Here is a 21,084-nt window from a genome sequence, read left to right on the forward strand (position 1 = left end):
CTGCTGCTGGTCGGCCACGGCGCGCCGCGGTTGCCGGGGGCGCAAGCGGCGGTGGAGGCGCAGGCGGCCCTGCTGCGTCGGGGCGGCGCCTTCGAGGAGGTGGCCTGCGCCTTCCTTTCCATGCCGCCCGCGCCGGCCGACGCGCTCGCGGCGCTGCGCGGCGATCCTGTCTGCGTCGTCCCGCTGTTCATGAGCGACGGGTATTTCGTGCGCGCGGTCGAGCGCGCCTTGGCCGCGGGGGAAGGACGGGGAAGCCGCCGCCTGCGCCAGGACCGGCCGATCGGCTTGGTGCCGGGGCTGACGGAGGTGATCAAGCGGCGCGCCCTGGCCGCCTGCGCCGAAGGCGGCCTGGAACCGGGGCGCTGCGGCCTGCTGGTCGTGGCGCACGGCTACACGGGGAGCCCCGCCTCGCGGGAGGCCGCGCGGTTCCACACCGAACCCTTGGCCGCGGCGGGCCGCTTCCGCTGGGTCGACGCCGCCTTCCTGGAAGAGGAGCCGATGATACCCGACCGGCTCGCGGTGCACGCGGGCGACGTGGTGGCGGTGGGCCTCTTCGCCGCGCCCGGCGGGCACGCGGCCGAGGACGTGCCGGAGGCGCTCGCGGCCGACCCGCGCGGGGGCGAACGGCGGATCCTCTACACCGGGGCGATCGGCGCCGATCCGGCGATGGCCGGGGTGATCGCCACCGCCGTCGCCGCGGCCTCGAACGGCGGCGCGGGAGCGACCCACGGGGAGGCCGGGGCGAGCGGCCCACCGATCCCGGCGCGCCGTGCCGCGCCGCCAACGGGAGTGGAACACCGTGCGGGCTGACGCCGATGCCGACATCGCCGCTGTGGCGGAGGAGCACCCCTTCGCGGCCTACGTCCGCCCCCTCGGCCGCGGCCCCGGCCGGTCGCGCGCCCTGACGCGGGAGGAGGCGCGCGAGGCGCTGCGGATGGTGCTGCGCGGGGAGGCGGACCCGCACCAGGTCGGCGCCTTCCTCATGCTGCTTCGCTACCGCGGCGAGGACCCGGACGAGGTCACCGGACTCGTGGAAGCGGCGCGTGAGGCCGTTGGCGCAGGCCCGGTGCCCACGGGCTCGGCCCCGGTGGATCTGGACTGGCCCTCCTACGGGTCGGGGCGGACGCGGGGCGCCCCGTGGTTCCTGCTCGCCGCGCTCGCCTTGGCGCGGGCAGGGGGATACCGGGTGTTGATGCACGGTTCGAACGAGTTCTCGCGCGGCACCCCGGTGCCGGAGGCGATGGCAGCGCTCGGGCTGCGCCCGGCCGTGGACCGGGCGGACGCCTCGCGCCACCTGGACGCGGACGGCTTCGCTTACCTGCCCCTGGCCGCGATGAATCCTGGCCTGGACCGGCTGCTCGGGCTGCGCTCCCTGCTCGGCCTGCGCTCGCCGGTGAACACGGTGGCGCGTCTGCTCGACCCCTTCGACGCGCGCGCCGGCGTGGACGGCGTTTTCCACCCGCCCTACATCGCGCTTCACCTCGGGACGGCGGAGCGGCTCGGGCGGCCGCGGCTGCTCGTGGTCAAGGGCGGCGGCGGCGAGGCCGAGCGGAACGCCGCGAAGCCGATGGCCGCGCACCTCTTCGACCGCCGGGCGGGCAAGGCGGAACTCGACCTGCCGGCCACCTCCGCCGCGCGGGCGGGCGGCGCGGACCTCCTGCGCGTGTGGCGGGGCGAGGAGGACGCGGAAGGCGAGACGGCCGTGGTGAAGGCGACGATCGCCCTCGGCTTGCTCGCGCTCGGCGCCGCGGACACGGGCGCGCGGGCCGATGCGCAGGCGGCCGAGATCTGGAGCGGGCGGCACCATCCCCGGCCCGCGGCCCCGCGCGGGGATGGCGCCGCCGCCGCCTCCGTCGCGCGACGGGAAGCACCTCAGGATCGGAGCAAAGGCGGCCGCCCATCCGAGGCCCCGCGCCCGGCGCGCATCGCATAGAGGTCGGGGAGCGCCTTGTTGGAGTCCTTTCGCCGGCCTGCACGCATGGAGGACCGCCCGACGGCTTGGGCCACGGCCAAGCGCGTGGGACGGCGGCCATGGGCTGCCCAACCCGAGCCACATCGTCCCGGTGGTGGTGGGCGACCCGGCGCGGTGCAAGGCGATCTGCGACGCGCCGCTGGACGGGCACGGCGTCCACGTCCAGCCCATCAACTACCCCACCGTCCCGCGCGGGACGGAGCGGCTGCGCCTCACCCCCTCGCCGCTGCACACCGGCGGGGATGTGGACCGCTTGGTCGACTCCCTTCGGCGATCCGGTCCCGGTTTAGCTTACGGAAGGCCGCCTGATGGAAGCGCCGGGTGGCGCCCCCCTGGCGGGCAGGCACCGGGCGGAAAGGGAACCGGCCCGAACGGCGCGCGGCGGGAAGCGCCGGGCGGCTCAGAGCCAAAGCACCTTCCGCCGCAGTTCCCCGTCCTCGCGGAGCGACCGCGACGGCCCGCTCCACGTCACCGCGCCGCGCTCCAGCGCCACGGTGCTGTCGGACAGCGCCAGGGCGAGGTCCAGGTGGTGGTCCACGATCACGATCGAGACCTCCTGGCGCAGCTTGTCGAAGGCCTCGAACAGCTCCTCCGTCACCGCCGGCGACAGCCCTTCGAAGGGCTCGTCCAGCAGCAGCAGCCGCGTGTCGCCCGACAAGGCGCGCGCCACCGCCACCATCTGCTGCTCGCCGCCCGATAGGTTGTCGGCCGCCGTGGTCCAACGCTGCTTCAGGCGCGGGAAGAACTCCAGCACCTTCTCCTCTTCCCAATGCCGCCCCGCGCCGGTGATGCGCTTCAGCCGGCCGAGCGCCAGGTTCTCCGCCACCGTCATGCCGGCGAAGAGGCTGCGGCCCTGCGGGACGTAGCCGACGCCGCGCCGCGACACCGCGTCCGAGGGCAGGCCCGAGATCACGTCGTCCGCCAGCGAAATCCGCCCCGAAGCGGGCGGCGCGATGCCGATGATCGTCTTGAGGAGGGTGGACTTGCCAGCGCCGTTGCGCCCCAGCAGCGCCACGATCTCCCCTTCCCGCGCGGTGAGCGAGATGCCGTTCAGGATGTGGCTCTTGCCGTAGAAGGTGTGGACCTCCTCGACGCGGAGCAGCGGCGAATCGCCGTGGGCGGCGGACGGCCGGGGCTTCGCCGCGACCGCCGTGGCGCCGGAGCCGAGGTAGACGGCCTGCACCTTCTCGTCCGTGCGCGCGTCCTCCACCGTGCCGTCCACCAGCACCTCGCCGTCCGCCATCACCGTGACTCGGTCGGCCAGGCGGAACACGCGGTCGATGTCGTGCTCCACCAGCAGCACCGGGATGTCGGCCGAGAGCGTCTTCACCAGGTTGCCCACCCGCTCGCGCTCCGCCGCGGCGAGGCCCGCGAGCGGCTCGTCCAGCAGCAGCACGCGCGGGCGCGTCGCCAGCGCGAGGCCCATGTCGAGCAGGCGCTGCCCGCCGTAGGAGAGCGACGCCGCCTCCGCCCGCTCCGCGCCCGCGAGGCCGGTCCAGCGCAGCAGCTCCGCCGTGTCGGCGTTGATCTCCGGGATCGCGCGCGCGTCGCGGAAGGGGTGGAACCGCGCCGGGTGCCGCGCCTGCACCGCCAGCCGGATGTTCTCCTCCACCGACAGCCCGCCGAACAGGTTGGTGATCTGGAAGGACCGCCCGAGCCCCGCTTCGGTGACGGCGTGCGGCTCCAGGCCCGCGATGGAGCGCCCGTCCAGGGTGATCCGCCCCGCGTCCGGCTCGAACATGCCCGAGATCAGGTTGAAGGCGGTGGTCTTGCCCGCGCCGTTCGGCCCTATCAGCGCGTGCAACGTGCGGTCGGAAACGCGGATGTCGGCCCCGCGCACCGCGCGGATGCCGCCGAAGGACTTGCTGATGCCCTCCGCCGCCAGCACCGGCCCGTCCCCCGTGGTCTCCGGCCGCCGGATGAACCGCTCCGGCACCCGCCCGCTTTCGCCCGCCCGGCGCGCGGACATGGCCGCCGCCTCTTCCGTCTTCTTGCGGAAGGGCGCGAGCAGCCGCCCCGCGACGCCGACCAGCCCCGTGGGCGAGAACACGATGAAGCCCACGAAGAGCAGGCCGAAGACGAGCAGCCAGTTCTCCGTCCACATGGACAGGAACTCGCGGAACAGCACGTAGAACAGCGCCCCCAGCGCCGGCCCGAGGAAGCTCCGCATCCCCCCGATGACGACCATCGCCAGCAGCTCGCCGGAGAAGGCGATGGAGATCGGGTCCGCCGAGGCGAAGCGGTGGTTGAACACCGCCAGCACGCCGGCGAGGCCGGTGACGGTGGCGGATGCGACGAAGGCCAACAGCTTGTACCGGTCCGTGTCGTAGCCGACGAACCGCGCCCGCTGCTCGTTCTCCCGTATGGCGACCAGCACGGTCCCGACCGGCGAAGCGTGGAAGCGCCGCAGCGCCCAGACCACGCCGAAGGCCACGACGGCGACCAGGGCGTAATACAGGCGTGGATCGTCCAGCACCGCCCAACGGGTCACGCCGCCGAACCCGTTCTCCCCGCCCGTCAGCGCCGTCCAGCGGAAGGCCACCGCGTAGAGCATGGCGGTGAGCGCCAGTGTGAGCAGCGAGAAATAGACGCCCCGCCGCCGCAGTATCAGCGCCCCCGCGGCGAGCGCGGAGCCGCCCACCACCAACAGCGCGCCCAGGGCCGGCAGCAGCATGTCGCCGGGGAACAGGTGCCGCTGGATGATGGCCGCGGCGTAGGCGCCGACGCCGAACCAGGCGCCGTGCCCGAAGGACACCAAGCCGGTGTGCCCCACCAGGATGTTCAGCCCCATCACCGCGACGGCCATGATGGCGACGTCCGCGGAGGTCTTCAGGGTGAGGCCGAGCGCGTCCAGCGCGAAGGGCAGGACGAGCAGCGCGGCCGCGGCGACCGCCAGGTCGCGCAGCGCGCCGCGCCCCTGCCGGACGACCAGCGGCGCCTCGCTGGCGGCGACCGGGGTTTCGGGCGTGGCGGGGGTGGGCTTGTTCATGGCGCGGCGCCCCTACTCGAACTTGGCGATCCGCTCGCCGAACAGCCCGCGCGGGCGCAGCAAGAGGACCAGCAGCATCAGGAGGTAGATGGACGCCTCGGTCGCGGCCGGGGCGTAGTAGGCGGCGAGGCCGCGCACCACGCCCACGATCACCGCCGCCGCCACGACGCCCCAGAAAGAGCCGAGGCCGCCGATCACCACGACGACGAAGGCGAAGGTCAGGATCTCCGCCCCCATGGCCGGGTGGACGCCGGTGATCGGCGCCAGCATGACGCCGGCCACCGCGGCGAGCCCGACCGCGATCACCACCACCGCCGTCATGTAGGGCTTCAAGGAGATGCCGAGCGCGCCGACCATGTCCGGGTCCTGCACGCCCGCGCGCACCACCCGGCCGAAATAGGTCCGCGTCAGCAGCAGCCACAAGCCGAACACGCACAGCGCCGACACGCAGAGCACGGTGAGGCGGTAGACCGGATAGATGAAGTCGCCGACGAACACCTGCCCGCGCAGCATGTCCGGGATGGCGAAGGGCACCGGCGCGGCGCCGAACACCATCCGCAGGGTCTGCTCCGCCACCATGGCGAGGCCGAAGGTGAGCAGCAGGCCGTAGATCGGGTCGCCGCGGTAGAAGCGCCGCAGCAGGAACCGCTCGACCACGAGGCCCAGCGCGCCCACCAGCAGCGGCGAAACGACGAACGCCCCCCCGAAGCCCAGGTAAGGCGCCACCACCACGGCGAGGTAGGCGCCGATGGCGTAGAAGGCCCCGTGCGCCAGGTTGACGATGCCGCCCAGGCTGAAGATCAGCGACAAGCCGAGCGCGATGAGCAAGTAATAGGCGCCGATCAGCAGGCCGTTCAGCACCTGCTCCAGCACGAAGACGAATTCCATGGGGCGGAACTCCCCGGGGGCGCCGCCGTCCCGGCCCGGGACGGCGGCGCGCGGCCCGGATCAGGCGCGGAAGGTGCAGGTGTTCTCTTCGGGTGTCGCGGCGATGGCTTCCAGGCTCTCCTCCGGGCCGGGCACCGGCGGAGAAGAGGTGAAGATGTCCCAGCGGTTCTTCTCCTGCCCGCGCGGCAGGGCGGTGATGGCGTACATCTCCATCATCAACTGGTGGTCGCGCTGGCGGAAATGGCCCTCACGCGATTTGAGTATGTCGAACTTCGCGCCCTTCTCCAGGTACTCGACGATCTTCATCGCGTCCGTGCCGCGGGTTTCCGTCATGGCCTGCGCCATTATCTTGAGGGCGCAGTAGTCGCCCCAGGCCTGGTTCTCCGGCGGGCGGTTGTACTTCGCGCTGAAGGCCGAGACGAAGCGCTTGGTGCCGGGCGTGTCGATCAGGTGGTGCCAGACCACCGGCCAGATGCCACCGAAGTTCCCGGCGCCGGCGCCCCAGGCCAGCGCCGTGTCGAAGCCGAAGCCCGCGACGGGGAAGCGCAGCCCGTACTCGCCGTACTGCTTCAGGAAGTTGGTGATCTGGTTGCCGGCGAGGTTGGAGACCACGACGTCCGGCCGCCCTTGCCGGATCTTCAGGAGCACGGGCGAGAAGTCCGTCAGGTCGGTGGGCACCAGGTCCTCGCTCGCCACCTGGGCGCCGTTCTCCGCGGCGAAGCGGCGCGCGACCTTGGAAAGGTCGTGGCCGAAGGCGTAGTCGGCCGTCATGAAGTGCCACTTCTTGCCGCGCGCCAAGCCGTCGCGCAGCAGGCTGCGGCCGACGGTCTTCACGTACATCGAGTTCTGCGCCTCGGTGTGGAACATGAAGCGCTGGCAGTCGCTGCCGCGCAGCGCGTCGCTGTTGGCGCCGGTGTTGACGAACAGCGCCTTCTCGCGCTGCACCACCTGCGCGATGCCGAGCGCGGTGGCGGAGGAGATCTCGCCGATGATGCAGGCGACCTTGTCGCGCTGCACCAGCCGCTCCGCCTTGGCGCTGCCGGTTTGCGGGTTGACGCTGTCCTCGATCAGCAGCTCTATCTTGCGGCCGTTCACGCCGCCTGCCGCGTTGACCTCCTCGGCCGCGAGTTGCACCGCCTGGACCGCGAACTCGCCCAAGGGCCCGAGGAAGCCCGTGCGCGGCGTCAGGTGCCCGATGCGGATGGCGTCCGACTGGCCGTAGGAAATGGCCGGCATCGCCAGCGTCGCCGCCGCGGCCGTGCCGCCGAGCACGACCGCGCGCCGCCCGGCGTCGGGCAGGGTTCCCTTGGACATTCCTCTCTCCTCTTCTCGTTCCGGCGGGTGCTGCTCGGCGCCTCGCCCCGTTTGGAGCGGCTTGCCGCCCCTCTCGGGCGATGTCCAGCCCCGCGCGTCGGCACGGCTTCGACCCAACGCGCCGCGTTGCGCGTGCCGGCGACCGCCGGCCCGGCACGGCCGGAGGCGCTCCCGGACCTTTCGGCGTCCGCCTCCCGAAGGTTCGTCGCTGGCGCCGTTCTGACCGGAGCGCATCGAGCCCCGGGTGCGCCAAGCGGGGCGGTTCAGGTACGGATGGGACGGCAGCCGCATGCACAGGCGCCTCGTGCATGGGGCGTGGGGTCGGGTCCATTGTCCGCCGAGGACGTGAACCGGCGCTGGCCGAGCGGTCGGGCGAACAATCCGCGGGCGGGGCGCGCTCCACGAAGCCAGGGCGAGTCCGCACAGGGGACCGAGGGACGGGCATGCCGAAGAACCTCGTGGTGTGCTGCGACGGGACCGCCAACGAATTCGCCCGGGACCACACCAACGTCCTGAAGCTGTTCTCGGCGCTCGTGCAGGAGCCCGGCGCGCAGCTCGCCATCTACCACCCCGGGGTGGGCACCATGGAAGCGGTCGGCGCCCTCACCAGCACGGCGCGGGAGGTCACGAAGCTCCTCGGCAAAGCGATAGGCTACGGGCTGGAGACCGACATCCGGGACGCCTACGCGAGCGTCATGGAGTTCCACGAGGAGGGCGACCGCCTGTTCCTCTTCGGGTTCAGCCGCGGCGCTTACACGGTGCGGGCCGTGGCCTCCCTGCTCCACATGTTCGGCCTGATGCGGCGCGGGCAGGAACGGCTGATCCCCTACGCGATCCGGATGATGAGCGCGCTGGACCGGGAGGACGCGGGATTTCCCGACGGGTCCCGGAGCGCCGCGCGGCGCGCGTTCTTCGAGCAGGCAGAGCGGTTCAAGGCGACCTTTTCGGACAGGGTCTGCCGACCGCATTTCGTCGGCGTCTGGGACACCGTCAGTTCGGTCGGCTGGATCGAGAACCCGCTGAAGCTCCCCTGGACGGCCAACAACCCTTCCATCCGGATCGGCCGCCACGCGGTTTCGCTCGACGAGCGGCGCGCCTTTTTCCGGACCAACCTCTGGGTGCCCGCCGAGCCGCCGAAGCGGTCCGGCCCCGCCGACCTGATGCAGGTCTGGTTCCCCGGCGCGCACGGCGACGTGGGCGGCGGTTACCCGGAGGAGGAGAGCGGGCTTTCCAAGTTCGCGCTCGGATGGATGGCATGTGAGGCGCGCAAGGCCGGCCTGCTGGTCGACCGCGGCAGGTTCGACCTGGTGATGGGCCGGGCCGGCGACGGCTACGCCCCCGCCGACCCGGACGCTTGCCTGCACGAGTCGCTGCGGGGGTGGTGGCGGCTGGCCGAGTTCGTGCCCAGAAAGCGCGGCGACCGGCGGGCGGGGCGGGGCGGGCGCCGCATGAACCTCTTCCGCCGGCGCGATCCGCCGCCGGCGCCGCTCGTCCACGATGTCGCGTTCCTGCGCCGCGGCTACCGGCCGCCGCCCGGGGCGGTGCGCGTCCGGACGGACCCGATCCGTTAAGGCACGGGCGCGGGAAGGCGCGCTTCAGGCGGCCTTTCGCCGCGTGCGTCGCGGGAGGAGCGCCGCGAGCACCGCTTCCGCCACCTCCAGCCGCCCCGTCGCGTCCGCGCTCTCGCGCCGCAGTATCAGCCGGCCCTTGCTTTCTTCCAGCGGAGGCGCGGCGGGCGGGCGGGCGCCGTGGAAGCTGGCCGCGGCGGCCTGCGGGCCAACCTCCAGCCGCGCCACGTTGAGCCGCCGGCACAGGACGGCCAACCGGGCCAGCGCCAGCAGGTTGCGGAACGGCTCCGGCGGGGGGCCGAAGCGGTCCTCAGCCTCGTCCGCCATGTCCTCCAGGGCGCGGAGGTCGCCGCGGCGCATCAGCTCGCCCAACCGCGCGTGCAGTTCGACCCGCAGCGCCTCTTCCGGCACGTGCTCGGGCGGGATGAAGGCGTCGATGTTGAAGCCGAGGTGCGGCGTCCACTGCTCCGGCGCCGCCTCGCCCCGCGCCGCGGCCAGGGCGCGGTCCAGCATATGGCGGTACAGCTCGATGCCGACCAGGCGGAGGTGCCCGGCCTGCTCCTCGCCCAGGAGGTCTCCGGCGCCGCGCAGGTCGAGGTCGCGCGCGCTGATGGCGAAGCCGGCGCCGACTCGGTCCAGGGCTTCGAGCGTGCGCAGCCGCCTGTCGGTGGCCGGCGACGGGGGGTGGGCGGGGTCGGTGAGCAGGTAGACGACGCCGCGCGCGCGCCCGCGCCCGACGCGCCCGCGGAGCTGGTGGAGCTGCGGCAAGCCGAAGCGGTCGGGGCGCCAGACCAGCATGGTGTTGGCGCGCGGCACGTCGAGCCCGGTTTCCACGATGTTGGTGGAGAGCAGGACGTCGCCTTCGCCGGCCGCGAAACGCACGAGCGCCTCGTCCACCTCCGCCGGCGGCATGCCGCCGTGCGCCACCAGGAGCGAGAGGTCGGGCACCAGCTCCGCGATGCGCCCGCGCATCGGTTCGATGTCCTCGATCCGGGGGCAGACCACGAAGCTCTGTCCGCCGCGCCTCGCCTCGCGCCGCAGCGCCTGCACGAGCAGCGCGTCGTCCATCGGCGCGCGCGCCGTGCGGATGGGCTGGCGCCGGGCGGGCGGCGTGGCGATCGCGCTGAGCGACTGCAAGCCGATGAGCGCCGATTGCAGGGTGCGCGGGATGGGCGTGGCCGTCATGGTCAGGACGTGCGCGCCGCCCCCGCCCATCGCCCGGAGCGCCGCCTTCTGCTTCGTGCCGAAGCGCTGCTCCTCGTCGATCACCACCAGGCCGAGGTCGCGGAAGCGCACGCCCTTCGCCGTCAGAGCGTGGGTGCCGATGGCGATGCGGACCTCGCCGGCGGCGAGGGCGCGCTTGGTCTCCTTCGCCTCGGCCGGCGGGGTCAGGCGCGAAAGCGACCCGATCCGGAGGTTGAAGCCGGCGAAGCGCTTGCGGAAGGTCTCCAGGTGCTGGCGCACCAGCACGGTGGTGGGCGCGAGCACCGCGACCTGCTTGCCCGCCATCGCGGCGGCGGCAGCGGCGGCGCGCAGCGCCACCTCCGTCTTGCCGAAGCCGACGTCGCCGCAGACCAGCCGGTCCATGGGCCGGCCGGAGGCGAGGTCGCGCAGGGTGTCGGTGATGGCGCGCGCCTGGTCGGGGGTGAGCGGGTAGGGGAAGCGGACGCCGAAGCGCGAAAAGGCGGCCGGCGGCGGGCGCAGGACCGGCGCGGTGGCCCCTGCCCGCTCGCGCGCCAATTGGAGCAGCCGCTTGGCGGTTTCGGCGACGTGCGCCTGCGCCTCCGCACGCCGCTTCTTCCAGGCGTCGGTGCCGAGGCGGTCGAGCGCCACGTTCTCCGCCGCGGCGCCGTAGCGCCAGACTTGGTCGAGCTCGTCGAAGGGCACGAGCCGCGCGGTGTCGCCGTGGTAGGCCAGCCGCAGGCAGTCCAGCTTCGTGTCGCCGACGTCCACCGGCTCCACGCCGCGCAGCTCGCCCAAGCCATGCTCGAAATGGATGACCGCGTCGCCGGGTTGCAGGCCGGGTTGCATCTCCGCCAGCGCCGAAGCGCCGTCGCCCCCCTGCCCCGGCGCGCGCCGTCCCGGACGGATGCGGGAAACGGGCAGCACCGCTGCCGCTTCCGTGGCGAAGCCCTCGTCGAGATCGGCGTCCAGCAGGGCGAAGGTGCCCGGCGGCGCGGCGCGCAGGGCCAGCCAGCCCGGAAGGCGCCGCGCTTCCACGTCCAGCCGTTCGGCCGCGAGCCGCGCCAAGGAGGCGGCGGACCGGCCGCCCCCGGCGAGGCCGACGCTCTGCCGATGCCCCAGCGCCGCTTCGAGGAAGTCCACGAAGGCTTCTTCGGCCAAGAAGTCGGGCGTTCCCGCGTGCGGCGCTTTCGTGTCCTCCAACACGACGGCCTCCCGGCCGGCCGTTGCCACCTTCCATGCCGCCTCGTCGAGATAGAGCCGCTCCGGGGGCCCCAATGGCGCTCCGTCGGGGTCGGGCGGGCGCAGGGCGAGACGCGTGCGGAACGCCTCGGCCACATCCGCCGCGCGCTGCGGGAGCAGGTGCTCCACTTCCGGGTCGAGGACCAGCGCCGCGCCGGGCAGCAGGTCGGGCGGGGCCGCCAGGTCGGGGCAGAAGGCGGGCAGCGCGTGCTCCAGCCCCGGCCGGTGCCGCGCTTCGGATTCTTCCGGCAGCACCAGCTCGGAGGCTTGCGTCAGCGTCACGGCCTCCACCTCGTCGGCGCTGCGCTGGGTCGCGGGGTCGTAGGGGCGGAGCGAGGCGATCCGCTGCTCGTCGTGCTGGATGCGGACCGCGGCGCCGGACGCCGCGAAGACGTCCACCACCGCGCCGCGCACCGCGACCTCGCCGGGCTCGTCCGCGCTGTCGTCCAAGGCGTAGCCCAGCCGCTCCAGGCGGGCGCGCAGCGCGTCGGCGTCGAGCGGCGCGCCCGCCTCCAGCGTGACGCCTGGGTCGGCGAGGCGCGGCAGGCGCTGCGTGGCCGCCTCCACGGAGGCGACGAGCAGGCGGGGGAGCGCCGGCCGCGCCGCCAGCCGCGCAACCGTGGCCATGCGCGCGCCCATCGCCGCGCGGGAAGGCGAAACGCGGTCGTAGGGCAGGCAATTCCAGGCGGGCAGCAGCGAAACCTCGGCTACGGACCCGGCGAGGGCGGCGGCGGCGGCATGGACGCGGGCGGCGCGGGTCTCGCTGCGGGCGACGAAGATCAACCCGGCCTGCCCGGCCTCCCGCGCTCGTTCCAGCAGATGGGCGGCGAGCAGGGCTTCGGGTTCGGCTTCCATGGCCGCGCACAACGCGGCAAGGCCGGGAACGCTGCACCGCGCGGCGGGCGCCATGCCGATTTCCGTCCACGCCGCGCGGCCCGGTGAAACTTGACCCTTGTACGCGCGTCTGCGATGCCGTGCTCCCGGCCGCGCAGCCGCTAGGGAGCGAGGCGCGCGGGAATGCACTGGCACGGGGGAACGGCCGCCTGTTGACGACGACCGGGCTTGCGACCGCTCCGGCCCCCGACGCGCCCCTTCGCGCCGCGGTCGAGGCCGTCGTGCTCGACATGGACGGCACGCTGCTAGACACTGAGGGCCCGTACCGCGAAGCCTTCCTGACCTCCGCCGCGGCGCTCGGCCAAGCGGTGGACGAAGCGTTCTACGCCACGCTCGTCGGCGTTTCGAGCCGGGAGCGCGGCGCGCTCGTCCTGGCGCGTTACGGCCCTGGCTTCCCTTGGATGGAGTGCCTGCGCGACTACCGCGCCCGCAAGGCGCGGCTGCTGACGGACGGCGTGCGCGCCAAGCCCGGCGCCGCCGAGTTGCTGGCCGAGTGCGCGGCGCGCGGCCTGCCCTGCGCCGTCGCCACCTCCGCCACCCGGCGCACCGCCTCCGCCGCCTTGGGGCGGGCGGGGCTGCTCGACGCGTTCGCGGCATTGGCCGCGCGGGACGACGTGGCCCACGGCAAGCCGCACCCCGCGCTGTTCCTGCGCGCCGCGGAGGCGGTGGGCGCCGCGCCGTCGCGCTGCGTGGCGGTGGAGGACTCGCCGCCGGGCGTCCTGGCGGCGCGGGCGGCCGGGATGCGCGTGGTCATGGTGCCCGACGCGCTCCCGCCGACGCAGGAGCTGCTGCGGCGCGGCCGCGTTTCGGTGGCCGCCGACCTCCGGGAAGCGGGCGCCTTGCTCCGGCGCTTGCGCGATGGTGAAGAGGGCTCGGGTTGATGGGCCGGACGCCGGCGGACAAGGATCGCACGCGCGGTTTCGGGGGTGCGGCGGCGGGATGAGGCTGGTCGTTTTCGGGCTTTCCGTCAGCTCGTCCTGGGGCAACGGGCACGCGGCGCTGTGGCGCGCGCTGATCGCGGCCCTGCTCGCCGACGGCCACCGGGTGTCGTTCTTCGAGCGGGACGTGGATTATTACGCCGAGAACCGCGACATGCACGCGCTGTCCGAGGGCGGCGAGCTGGTGCTGTACCGCGACTGGGCGGAAGCGCTGCCTCGGGCCGGCCGCGCGCTGGCCGAGGCCGACGCCGCCATGGTCACGTCCTACTGCCCCGACGCGCTCCCGGCGACGGAGCTGGTGCTCGGCAGCAAGGCCGCCGTGCGCTGCTTCTATGACCTCGACACACCCGTGACCCTGGCGCGGCTCGCGGCCGGGGAGCCGGTGGACTACGTCGGGCCGGGGGGCCTGGGCGGCTTCGACCTCGTGCTCAGCTACACCGGCGGCGGCGCGCTCGACGCGTTGCGGGAGGGGTTGGGCGCGCGGCGCGTGGCGCCGCTCTACGGCTCGGTGGACCCGTCGCTGCACCATCCCGCAGCGCCCGAGCCGCGCTTCGCCGCGGCGCTCTCCTATCTCGGCACCTACGCCGGCGACCGGCAGGCGGTGCTGGAGCGGCTCTTCGTCGAGCCGGCGCGGCGGCGGCCGGCGGACCGCTTCGTCATCGGCGGCGCGCAGTACCCGCCGGACTTCCCCTGGACGCCGAACACCTGGTTCGTCCGCCACCTGCCGCCGGCCGAGCACCCGGCCTTCTACGCCGCGTCCCGCCTGACGCTGAACGTGACGCGCGGGGCGATGGCCCGGAGCGGCTGGTGCCCCTCAGGCCGGCTGTTCGAGGCCGCGTCCTGCGGCGTGCCCGTCCTGTCGGACTGGTGGGAGGGGCTGGACGCGTTTTTCGAGCCCGGCCGCGAGATCCTGGTCGCGCGCACGACGGAGGACGCCATGGCCGCGCTCGACACGCCGGACGCCGAACTCGCGGCGGTGGCGCGCCGCGCGCGCGAGCGGTGCCTGGCCGAGCACACGGCGGAGCGCCGGGCGCGCGAGATGGTGGCGGCGCTCGAAGCCGCCAGCGCTGGGGGCTGACCGGCGGTGTGGGGCATCGTGCCGGCGGCGGGACAAGGGACGCGCATCCAGCCCCTCGCCTTTTCCAAGGAGCTGCTGCCGGTCGGCAGCCGCTTGGACGGCAACGGCGTGGAGCGTCCGCGCGCCGTCAGCGAGCACCTGTTGGAGCGGATGGTGCGCGGCGGCGCCACGAGGATCCTGTTCGTCATCTCGCCGCTGAAGTCCGACATCCTGCGCTACTACGGCGCCTCCTACGGCCACGCCAGCATCGCCTACGCCGTGCAGGAGCGGGCCGCGGGCTTGTGCGACGCCATCTTCCGCGCCGCGCCCTTCGTACGGCCGGACGAGCCCGTGCTGGTCGGGCTGCCCGACACCATCTGGTTCCCGGAGGACGCGTTGCGCCGTTTGCCGGACGACCGGCTGTCGTTCCTGCTGTTCCCGGTGGAGCGGCCGGAATTCTTCGACGCGGTGGACACGGACGAGGCAGGCCGCGTGCGCCAGGTGCAGGTGAAGCGGCCGCGGCCGGTGACCAACTGGGTCTGGGGCGCTTTCAAGATGCCGGGCGCCGTGCTGCACGCGCTGCACGCGCTCTGGGAGGCGCGCGACCGCCAGGACGAGTACATCGGCACGCTGGTGAACGCCTGGATCGCGCGAGGCAACGCCGCTTGGGGCGTGCGCGCGGGGACGGGCTACGTGGACGTGGGCACATTGAACGGCTACCGCGAAGCCATGCAGTTGCTGGGCGGGGCGACGCCCGGAACCCCGTCGCCGGCCGCCGCCGCGCCGGAGTGGTCGCCTGGCCTTGGGTGACGGCCTGCTGGCACGCATCGGGCGGCGGGAACGAGTCGAGGAGCCCGTCGCCGTGGTGGTGGCGCACCCGGACGACGAGACCATCGGCGCCGGCGCCACCCTGCCGTTGTTCCGCCGCCTGCTGCTGGTCCACGCGACGGACGGCGCGCCGCGCAACGGGGGCGACGCGCGGGCCGAGGGCTTCGCCACGGCCGCCGGCTACGCCGCCGCGCGCCGGCGGGAACTGGATACGGCGCTCGCCGCGGGCAGCGTGCGCGCCGAACGGGCGGGCCTGGGCGCGGCGGACCAGGGCGCTTCTTCCCGCATGGCGGAACTGGCGCGGGCGTTGGCGGGCCTGCTCCGCCGGCACGGCGCGCGCGCGGTGCTGACGCATCCCTACGAAGGCGGGCACCCCGACCACGACGCGGTGGCCTTTTGCGTCCATGCCGCGGCGTCGCTCCTGGCGCGCGGCGGCGCGGACGCGCCGGCCGTGGTGGAAATGGCCTTCTACCACGCCGGGCCGGAGGGCTGGGCCGTGGGCCGCTTCCTGCCGAACGGCGCCCCGCCGACGGTTGCGGCGCTGACGGAAGGGGAACGCGCGCGCAAGCGCGCCATGCTGGCCGCCTTCGCCACCCAGGCGGCGACCCTGGCGCGGTTCCCCGCCGCCGGCGAGGCGTTCCGGCCTGCCCCGGCCTACGACTTCGCCGACCCGCCGCACGCGGGAGCGCCGCTGTACGAGCGCTTCCCGTGGGGCATGGACGGCGCGCGTTGGCGCCGCCTCGCGGCGGGGGCGCGGCGGGACTTGGCGCTCGGGACGTGAACGGCCGGCCGCTCACCGTCCTTTCCGTGGCCTACCCCCTCGCGCCGGTCGGGCCCGACGCGGTGGGCGGGGCGGAGCAGGTGCTTTCGGCGGTGGACCGCGCGCTGGCGGCGGCAGGGCACCGTTCGGTCGTGGTGGCGCAGGAGGGCTCGGTCGTCGCCGGCGCGCTGCGGCCGGTGCCGCGCCCATCCGGCGAGTTGGACGACGCGGCGCAGGCGAAGGCGCGGGCGGACACGGCGCGCGCGGTCGCCGCGGCGGTGCGGGCGGAGCGCGTGGACGCGGTGCATCTGCACGGGGTCGACTTCCACGCCTACCTGCCACCGCCGGGTCCGCCGGCGCTGGTCACGCTGCACCTGCCGCCCTCCTGGTACCCCGTCGAGGCATTGCGGCCGTCCCGGCCTGGCACTTGGCTGCACGGCGTTTCCGCTTCGCAGCACGCCGCGTTGCGGGACATGCGGGCGGGGCCCTTGCTGCCGCCCGTGTCGAACGGCGTGCCGGTGGAGGCGTTGGGCGAAGCCCGGCACGCGCGGCGTTCTTTCGCGCTCGTCCTCGGCCGCGTCTGCCCGGAGAAGGGCCAGCACCTCGCTTTGCGGGCGGCCCGCGCGGCGGATGTGCCGTTGCTGATCGGCGGCGAGGTGTACCCTTACGAAGCGCACGAGCGGTACTTCGCGGAGGAGGTCGCGCCGCTCCTCGACCGCAGGCGCCGCTTCCTCGGACCGGTCGGTTTCGCGCGCAAGCGCAGGCTGCTGGCCGCCGCGCGCTGCGTGCTGGTGCCGAGCACGGCGCCCGAGACCAGTTCGCTCGTGGCGATGGAGGCCGCCGCTTGCGGCACGCCGGTGGTGGCCTTCCCCTCCGGCGCGCTGCCGGAGGTGGTGGAGCACGGCCGCATCGGCTTCCTGGTGCCCGACGCGGCCGGCATGGCGGAGGCGATCAGCGGCGTCGGCGCGCTCGATCCGGGCGCCATCCGGTGGGCCGCCCGCGAACGCTTCTCCGACGCGCGCATGGCGGACCGGTACTTGGCGCTCTACCGGTGGCTCGCCGCGTGAGGGCGGAGGTGCTGGCGACCGACGCGGCGCTGCGCGCGCTCGCCCCCGAATGGGAGGCGCTGTGGCGCCGCGCCGGGGACCGCGCGACGCCGTTCCAGTCGCCGGCCTGGCTGCTGCCCTGGTGGCGCGCCTTCGGCACCGGCCGGGCGCGCGTGGCGGCGTTGCGCGGCGGCGACGGCCTGTTGCTCGGCCTGCTGCCGCTCTACCTGCTGGAAGAGGGGCACGAGACCAAGCTGCTGCCGATCGGTGTCGGCGTGTCGGATCACCTGGACGCCCTGCTCGACCCGGACGCGCCGTCCGGCGCCGCGGGGCGCCTGCTCGCCGCGGCGCTGGCCGACTCGCCCGAGGTGACGTCCTGCGACCTGCTCGAACTGCCGCCCGGCGCCGCGCTGCGGGACGCGCCCGCGCCGCCGGGGTGGGACGACGGCGGCGCGCAGCCGGCTGCGCCTTGCCCGGTGCTGGAGTTGCCGCCCGGCGCGGCGCTCCCGGACGTGCTCTCCCGCAAGCGCCGCGCCTCCCTGCGCAACGCGCGCAACCGAGCGGAGGCGGCGGGCGGCTTAACGGTCCAGACTGCGACCGCCGACACCTTGGACGGGTGCCTCGACGCGCTGTTCGCGCTGCACCGGGCGCGGTGGGACGCGCGCGGCGAGCCGGGCGGCGTGCTGGCCGACCCGCGCGTGCCGGCCATGCACCGGGACGCCGCGCCGGCGCTGCTGGCACTGGGCGTGCTGCGCTTGCAGGTGCTCCGCTTGGGTGGCATTCCGGCGGCCGCCCACTGCGCGCTGGTCAGCGGCGGCCGCGTCCTGCTCTACCTGAGCGGCTTCGACACGTCGCGCGCGCGCGAAAGCCCCGGTGCGATCCTGTTGGGCGAGTTGATCGCTTGGGCGGTGGCCGGAGGGATGCGCGAATTGCATTTCCTGCGTGGGGACGAGGATTACAAATACGCTTGGGGCGCCGTGGACCGGTTCAACGCCTCGCGCCGCCTGTCGCCCCCGGCGCGCGCGCCGTGAACGCCGCCGCGGCGGAGGAGGCGCTCCGGTTATGCCTCGCCGGGCGCATCTCGCCGGAGGTGGCGTTGGCGCGCATGGTGCTCGCCGGCTTGCCACCGGAGGCGATCGAGGAGCGCCTGTCCGCGCTGCCCGCGGGTAACGGCCGCGAGGGCGCGCTCGCCGGCTTGCACCGGACGAGCCGCGGCGGGCTGGAGGCGGTGCGCGCCATGCTGGCCGAGGCGCGCCTGGACCACACGGCGGCGGCGGACCACGAGTCTCCGGAGGCGCTGGTGGCCCGTGTGGCCGCGGCCTACGACCGAGCCGTGGCGGTCGCGCCGGAAGCGAGCGTCGCGGCCTATTCGCTGAACGACCCGGCTGTGCTCGCCGCCGCCACCAGAGAAATCGTCGCGTGGCTCGCGGACGAAGCGTTGATCAGGCCCGACCGCGACGTGCTGGACCTCGGCTGCGGCATCGGCCGCGTGGCCGCGGCGCTCGCCCCGCGCTGCCGGTCCGTGCTCGGTCTCGACGCGTCGCCGCGGATGGTGGCCGAGGCGCTGCGCCGGCACGGAAGCGTCCCGAACCTGCGCTTCGGCACGACGCCGGGCACCGACCTCGCCGCGCTCGCCGCCGCGTCCTTCGACCTCGTGCTCGCCGTGGACAGCTTCCCCTATGTCGTGCAGGCGGGCGGAGCGGTGGCCGACCGCCACCTCGAGGACGCGGCGCGCGCGGTGCGTCGCGGCGGAGCATTCGCCATCCTCAACCTGTCCTACCGGGGCGACCTGGAGGCCGACCGAGCGGACGCGAAGCGGTGGGCCGTTGCCGGGGGCTGGACCCTGGCGGTGGACGGTGCAAGGCCCTTCGCTCTGTGGGACGGCACGGCCTTCCTGCTCCGGCGCCCTTGAGGGCGCGAGCGTTCAGTCAGGCTGCTTCTCGGCCGCCTTCGGGTCGGAGCCCGCGTCCTCGTCCAAGTCCCGGACCACTTCCTCGAGGGCCGACTCGTCCAGCTCCTTGGCTTCCGCGATGAAGCTGTCGGCCTTGTCCTCGCGCCCCTTGGCGAGTTCGCCGAGCGCGTCCTCGGCCAAGTCCCTCGCCTTCTCGTGCCGGTCGCCGTCTTCCGGCCGCTGCCCTTCGTCCGTGCCTTTCCGTGCCATGCCGGTGCTCATGCTCCTCGCGGGATCGGGCCAGAACCGGCAACGGGGCTCCGGGTTCCGGCCGCTACGCCCGCCCGCGCAGCCGCGCCGCGAGCATCAGCGCCGCGTCGTAGGGCAGCGCCGGCGCTTCCCGCAGCCGCCAGTACCACCGCCGCAACAGGAACGGATCGGCTTCGGGCGGCGGCACGGCACGGGCCGGCAGGCCCGCCATCCGCAGCAGCATGAGGCAGCGGGGCAGGTGGTAACCGCTGGTCGCCGCGAAGACCGGGCCGGCGTGGCCGCGCCCCCGCAGCAGCGCGGCGCAGGCGAGGACAGAGGAGAGGGTGTCGGTGCCGGTGGGCTCCTCCAGGATGCGCCCCGACGCGGCGCCGAGGTCCCGCAGCAGCCCTGCCATCACCGCGCTTTCCGCCGGGCCGAACCGGCCCTTGCCGCCGGTTGGCACGTAAAGGGGCGCGCGAAGGCCCGCGCCGAACCGCGCCGCCGCCTCGACACGTCGCTGCAACGCCGGACTCGGGCTGCCGTCCGGCCGGACCGCCGCGCCGAAGATGATGATGGCTTGTTCGCCGCCAGCCATAGGGGTCACGCGGCAGGCGCGGCGAGCAGCAGGCGGTTCATGCTCTCCATCGTGCGCCGCAACGCGGCGAGGTCGCGCCAGAACGCCTCCCGCGCGACGCCGTTCGCGGCCAGCTCGTCGGCGATGGCACCGAAGGGGCGCCGCCCGTCCACCCGTTGCAGGATGGCGGCGGAAAGGCGGGGCAGCGGCATGGGGATGCGCAGCCCGTCGAAGCTCACGGGCAGCACGCCGTCCGGCGGCAGATTCCGTGCCAGCGTCGGCCCGTCCATCTCGCGCAGCACCGGCACGCTCTCCGGGTCGTCCCAGCGCGGCGGCGCCTTTGGCGCGCCGGCGGGGACGCAGTAGGCGATGTGGATGCCCATGTTCCCGGTGATCGCCTCCGCCAACGCCGCCCGTTGGATCGGGTCAAGCGCCGCCGTCCGGGCGCGCAGGCGCGGGTCGGTAAGGTAGCCGTCGGGGTCGTAACGCACCGGCTCAACCAAGCAGGCGATGCGGAGCCCCGCGGCCCGCACCAGCCCGTGCAGAGCCGGCACGGTGAAGGCGGCGTCGCGCGGGTTGAGCAGCAGGTCGTAGAGGCCGGCGTCGCCGCCCGTGAGGTGGTCCGTCAGCCACGGGTTCTTGCGAAGCCACGCCGTTTCGGGCGCTTGCCGCCAGAGGCGCCGCGCCACCTCCACCCGCGCGGCCGGCGGCTCCTCCGGCGGGGCGAGCAGGCGCAGCGCGTCCTGCATCATGTAGACGCCGGTGCGGCCGTGCGGCGCGTAGACCATGACGCCGATGCCGCCGCCGCCCGGCGCCAGCGCGCCCGCGAGCGCCCGCAGCCCGGCGAGCGGGTCGGGCAGGTGATGGAGCACGCCGCAGCAGTCGATGTAATCGAAAGGGCCGAGGTCGCTGCCCGGCAGGTCCAGTAGGGAGCCCTCGACGAAGCGGATGTTGGCGAGCTTCCGCGCCCCGGCCCGCGCCTCGGCGATCCGCCGCGCGGCGGCGCTGCGGTCGAGCCACACCACCTCGCCCGGCCGCCCCGCCCAGGCCAGGTGCTGGGCCAGCATGATCGCGCCGTCGCCGGTGCCGCCGCCCGCGACCAGCGCCCGGAGCGGAACGGAAGCCGGGCGGCGGGCGCCGAAAACCCAGTGGTCCACCTCGCGCAGGTGGCTCGGGCTGCCCACCACCAGCCGCTTCGCCTCCTCCCGCGGGTCGCGGGCGGGGTAGGGGTAGGCTTCGTACTGCGCGGCGAGGCGTTCATCGGTCGCGTCGGTCATCTGCCCGTGCTTACAGCCGAAGAGGGAGGACAGGGAATGGAGCGTTTCGACGCGGAGGAGGTGCGGCGCCGCCTGCGCCGGGCCTGGTCGGCCGCCACCAGCGGCAAATGGCGCGCGGACGCGCCGGCGCTCGGCCAGTGCTCCGTCACGGCGCTGCTGCTGCACGACCGCTACGGAGCGGAGATCCTGAGCACCCCGACGCCGTGGGGACCGCACTTCTACAACCGGATCGGGGGCGAGCGCGTGGACCTCACGGCGGAGCAGTTCGCGGCGCTCGGCGCGGCCGTCCCGGCGTACCTCGACCGGCCCTCCGGCCGCGGTGAAGCGATGGCGGACACGACACCGGAGTATTACGCCGCGCTTGCCAGGGTCTTCGACGCCGCCGAGGGCTGATTCCGCAACGCTTTCGGTTGCT

General features: G+C 74.5%; 18 protein-coding genes and 1 pseudogene. 12 read left to right on the forward strand and 7 right to left on the reverse strand.

Annotation, left to right across the window (positions count from 1 at the left end):
• Positions 1 to 6: 6 nt before the first annotated feature.
• The 3 genes and pseudogenes from ABD067_RS18160 to ABD067_RS26565 form a co-directional block, all read left to right on the forward strand.
• Positions 7 to 810 (forward strand): CbiX/SirB N-terminal domain-containing protein, encoded by an 804-nt coding sequence (locus ABD067_RS18160; protein WP_343896981.1) that lies wholly within the window; start codon positions 7 to 9, stop codon positions 808 to 810.
• On the forward strand, positions 800 to 1,933 hold the full coding sequence (locus ABD067_RS18165) for a glycosyl transferase family protein (protein WP_343896781.1): 1,134 nt from the start codon (positions 800 to 802) through the stop codon (positions 1,931 to 1,933). The genes ABD067_RS18160 and ABD067_RS18165 overlap by 11 nt, the downstream gene beginning before the upstream one ends.
• Positions 1,833 to 2,180 (forward strand): annotated as a pseudogene (locus tag ABD067_RS26565) (hypothetical protein); the annotation flags it as partial. The gene ABD067_RS18165 and the pseudogene ABD067_RS26565, both read left to right, overlap by 101 nt.
• A 192-nt stretch (positions 2,181 to 2,372) precedes the next feature.
• Here ABD067_RS26565 and ABD067_RS18175 read toward each other — a convergent pair.
• Genes ABD067_RS18175 through ABD067_RS18185 form a run of 3 tightly spaced genes read right to left on the reverse strand, consistent with a single transcriptional unit; the run spans position 2,373 to position 7,163 of the window.
• Positions 2,373 to 4,961 (reverse strand): branched-chain amino acid ABC transporter ATP-binding protein/permease, encoded by a 2,589-nt coding sequence (locus tag ABD067_RS18175; RefSeq protein ID WP_343896782.1) that lies wholly within the window; start codon positions 4,959 to 4,961, stop codon positions 2,373 to 2,375.
• A 12-nt stretch (positions 4,962 to 4,973) separates the two neighbouring features.
• Positions 4,974 to 5,849: a branched-chain amino acid ABC transporter permease gene (locus ABD067_RS18180; RefSeq protein ID WP_343896783.1), complete on the reverse strand. Its 876-nt coding sequence runs from the start codon at positions 5,847 to 5,849 to the stop codon at positions 4,974 to 4,976.
• Between the two features lie 60 nt (positions 5,850 to 5,909).
• Complete coding sequence (locus tag ABD067_RS18185; protein WP_343896784.1) at positions 5,910 to 7,163, reverse strand: ABC transporter substrate-binding protein; 1,254 nt, start codon at positions 7,161 to 7,163, stop codon at positions 5,910 to 5,912.
• Positions 7,164 to 7,606: 443 nt separating this feature from the next.
• On the opposite strand from ABD067_RS18185, the gene ABD067_RS18190 reads away from it, so the two are divergent.
• Positions 7,607 to 8,734: a T6SS phospholipase effector Tle1-like catalytic domain-containing protein gene (locus ABD067_RS18190; protein WP_343896785.1), complete on the forward strand. Its 1,128-nt coding sequence runs from the start codon at positions 7,607 to 7,609 to the stop codon at positions 8,732 to 8,734.
• Positions 8,735 to 8,758: 24 nt separating this feature from the next.
• Here the strand turns inward: ABD067_RS18190 and ABD067_RS18195 are convergent, their stop codons facing one another.
• Positions 8,759 to 12,010, reverse strand: coding sequence for a DEAD/DEAH box helicase (locus ABD067_RS18195; RefSeq protein ID WP_343896786.1), 3,252 nt, complete (start codon positions 12,008 to 12,010; stop codon positions 8,759 to 8,761).
• Between the two features lie 191 nt (positions 12,011 to 12,201).
• Between ABD067_RS18195 and ABD067_RS18200 the strand changes: the two genes are divergently transcribed.
• Genes ABD067_RS18200 through ABD067_RS18230 form a run of 7 tightly spaced genes read left to right on the forward strand, consistent with a single transcriptional unit; the run spans position 12,202 to position 18,590 of the window.
• Positions 12,202 to 12,930 carry an HAD family hydrolase gene (locus ABD067_RS18200; protein ID WP_343896787.1) on the forward strand — a complete coding sequence of 243 codons (729 nt, stop codon included), beginning with the start codon at positions 12,202 to 12,204 and terminating at the stop codon, positions 12,928 to 12,930.
• Positions 12,931 to 12,988: 58 nt separating this feature from the next.
• Positions 12,989 to 14,065, forward strand: coding sequence for a CgeB family protein (locus tag ABD067_RS18205; protein WP_343896788.1), 1,077 nt, complete (start codon positions 12,989 to 12,991; stop codon positions 14,063 to 14,065).
• 18 nt (positions 14,066 to 14,083) lie between these two features.
• A complete protein-coding gene (locus ABD067_RS18210; protein ID WP_343896789.1) occupies positions 14,084 to 14,854 on the forward strand; it encodes a nucleotidyltransferase family protein in 771 nt (256 codons plus the stop codon).
• Positions 14,847 to 15,653 carry a PIG-L deacetylase family protein gene (locus ABD067_RS18215; protein ID WP_343896790.1) on the forward strand — a complete coding sequence of 269 codons (807 nt, stop codon included), beginning with the start codon at positions 14,847 to 14,849 and terminating at the stop codon, positions 15,651 to 15,653. Before ABD067_RS18210 ends, ABD067_RS18215 begins: the two co-directional genes overlap by 8 nt.
• Positions 15,650 to 16,699 (forward strand): glycosyltransferase, encoded by a 1,050-nt coding sequence (locus ABD067_RS18220; protein ID WP_343896791.1) that lies wholly within the window; start codon positions 15,650 to 15,652, stop codon positions 16,697 to 16,699. The genes ABD067_RS18215 and ABD067_RS18220 overlap by 4 nt, the downstream gene beginning before the upstream one ends.
• Complete coding sequence (locus ABD067_RS18225) at positions 16,696 to 17,709, forward strand: GNAT family N-acetyltransferase (protein WP_343896792.1); 1,014 nt, start codon at positions 16,696 to 16,698, stop codon at positions 17,707 to 17,709. The genes ABD067_RS18220 and ABD067_RS18225 overlap by 4 nt, the downstream gene beginning before the upstream one ends.
• Entirely contained in the window at positions 17,706 to 18,590 is an 885-nt protein-coding gene (locus tag ABD067_RS18230) for a class I SAM-dependent methyltransferase (protein WP_343896793.1), read from the forward strand. The genes ABD067_RS18225 and ABD067_RS18230 overlap by 4 nt, the downstream gene beginning before the upstream one ends.
• 12 nt (positions 18,591 to 18,602) lie before the next feature.
• Here ABD067_RS18230 and ABD067_RS18235 read toward each other — a convergent pair whose 3' ends face one another.
• The 3 genes from ABD067_RS18235 to ABD067_RS18245 form a co-directional block, all read right to left on the reverse strand.
• A complete protein-coding gene (locus tag ABD067_RS18235; RefSeq protein ID WP_343896794.1) occupies positions 18,603 to 18,839 on the reverse strand; it encodes a hypothetical protein in 237 nt (78 codons plus the stop codon).
• Between the two features lie 64 nt (positions 18,840 to 18,903).
• The gene (locus ABD067_RS18240; RefSeq protein ID WP_343896795.1) at positions 18,904 to 19,413 is read right to left on the reverse strand and encodes a YdcF family protein; all 510 of its coding nucleotides are present in this window, start codon (positions 19,411 to 19,413) and stop codon (positions 18,904 to 18,906) included.
• Between the two features lie 5 nt (positions 19,414 to 19,418).
• A complete protein-coding gene (locus ABD067_RS18245) occupies positions 19,419 to 20,669 on the reverse strand; it encodes a class I SAM-dependent methyltransferase (protein ID WP_343896796.1) in 1,251 nt (416 codons plus the stop codon).
• 36 nt (positions 20,670 to 20,705) lie between these two features.
• Here ABD067_RS18245 and ABD067_RS18250 point away from each other — a divergent pair, with 36 nt between their 5' ends.
• A complete protein-coding gene (locus ABD067_RS18250; protein WP_343896797.1) occupies positions 20,706 to 21,062 on the forward strand; it encodes a YunG family protein in 357 nt (118 codons plus the stop codon).
• The last annotated feature ends 22 nt before the right edge of the window (positions 21,063 to 21,084 follow it).

The organism is Craurococcus roseus, assembly GCF_039523795.1.
Classification (GTDB): domain Bacteria; phylum Pseudomonadota; class Alphaproteobacteria; order Acetobacterales; family Acetobacteraceae; genus Craurococcus; species Craurococcus roseus.

Excerpts from the sequence above, each read along its gene's own strand:
- ABD067_RS18240 (WP_343896795.1), bottom strand. The coding sequence starts at position 19,413 with ATGGCTGGCGGCGAACAAGCCATCATCATCTTCGGCGCGGCGGTCCGG.
- ABD067_RS18180 (WP_343896783.1), bottom strand. The coding sequence starts at position 5,849 with ATGGAATTCGTCTTCGTGCTGGAGCAGGTGCTGAACGGCCTGCTGATC.
- ABD067_RS18185 (WP_343896784.1), bottom strand. The coding sequence starts at position 7,163 with ATGTCCAAGGGAACCCTGCCCGACGCCGGGCGGCGCGCGGTCGTGCTC.
- ABD067_RS18205 (WP_343896788.1), top strand. The coding sequence starts at position 12,989 with ATGAGGCTGGTCGTTTTCGGGCTTTCCGTCAGCTCGTCCTGGGGCAAC.
- ABD067_RS18235 (WP_343896794.1), bottom strand. The coding sequence starts at position 18,839 with ATGGCACGGAAAGGCACGGACGAAGGGCAGCGGCCGGAAGACGGCGAC.
- ABD067_RS18195 (WP_343896786.1), bottom strand. The coding sequence starts at position 12,010 with ATGGAAGCCGAACCCGAAGCCCTGCTCGCCGCCCATCTGCTGGAACGA.
- ABD067_RS18175 (WP_343896782.1), bottom strand. The coding sequence starts at position 4,961 with ATGAACAAGCCCACCCCCGCCACGCCCGAAACCCCGGTCGCCGCCAGC.
- ABD067_RS18245 (WP_343896796.1), bottom strand. The coding sequence starts at position 20,669 with ATGACCGACGCGACCGATGAACGCCTCGCCGCGCAGTACGAAGCCTAC.
- ABD067_RS18250 (WP_343896797.1), top strand. The coding sequence starts at position 20,706 with ATGGAGCGTTTCGACGCGGAGGAGGTGCGGCGCCGCCTGCGCCGGGCC.
- ABD067_RS18190 (WP_343896785.1), top strand. The coding sequence starts at position 7,607 with ATGCCGAAGAACCTCGTGGTGTGCTGCGACGGGACCGCCAACGAATTC.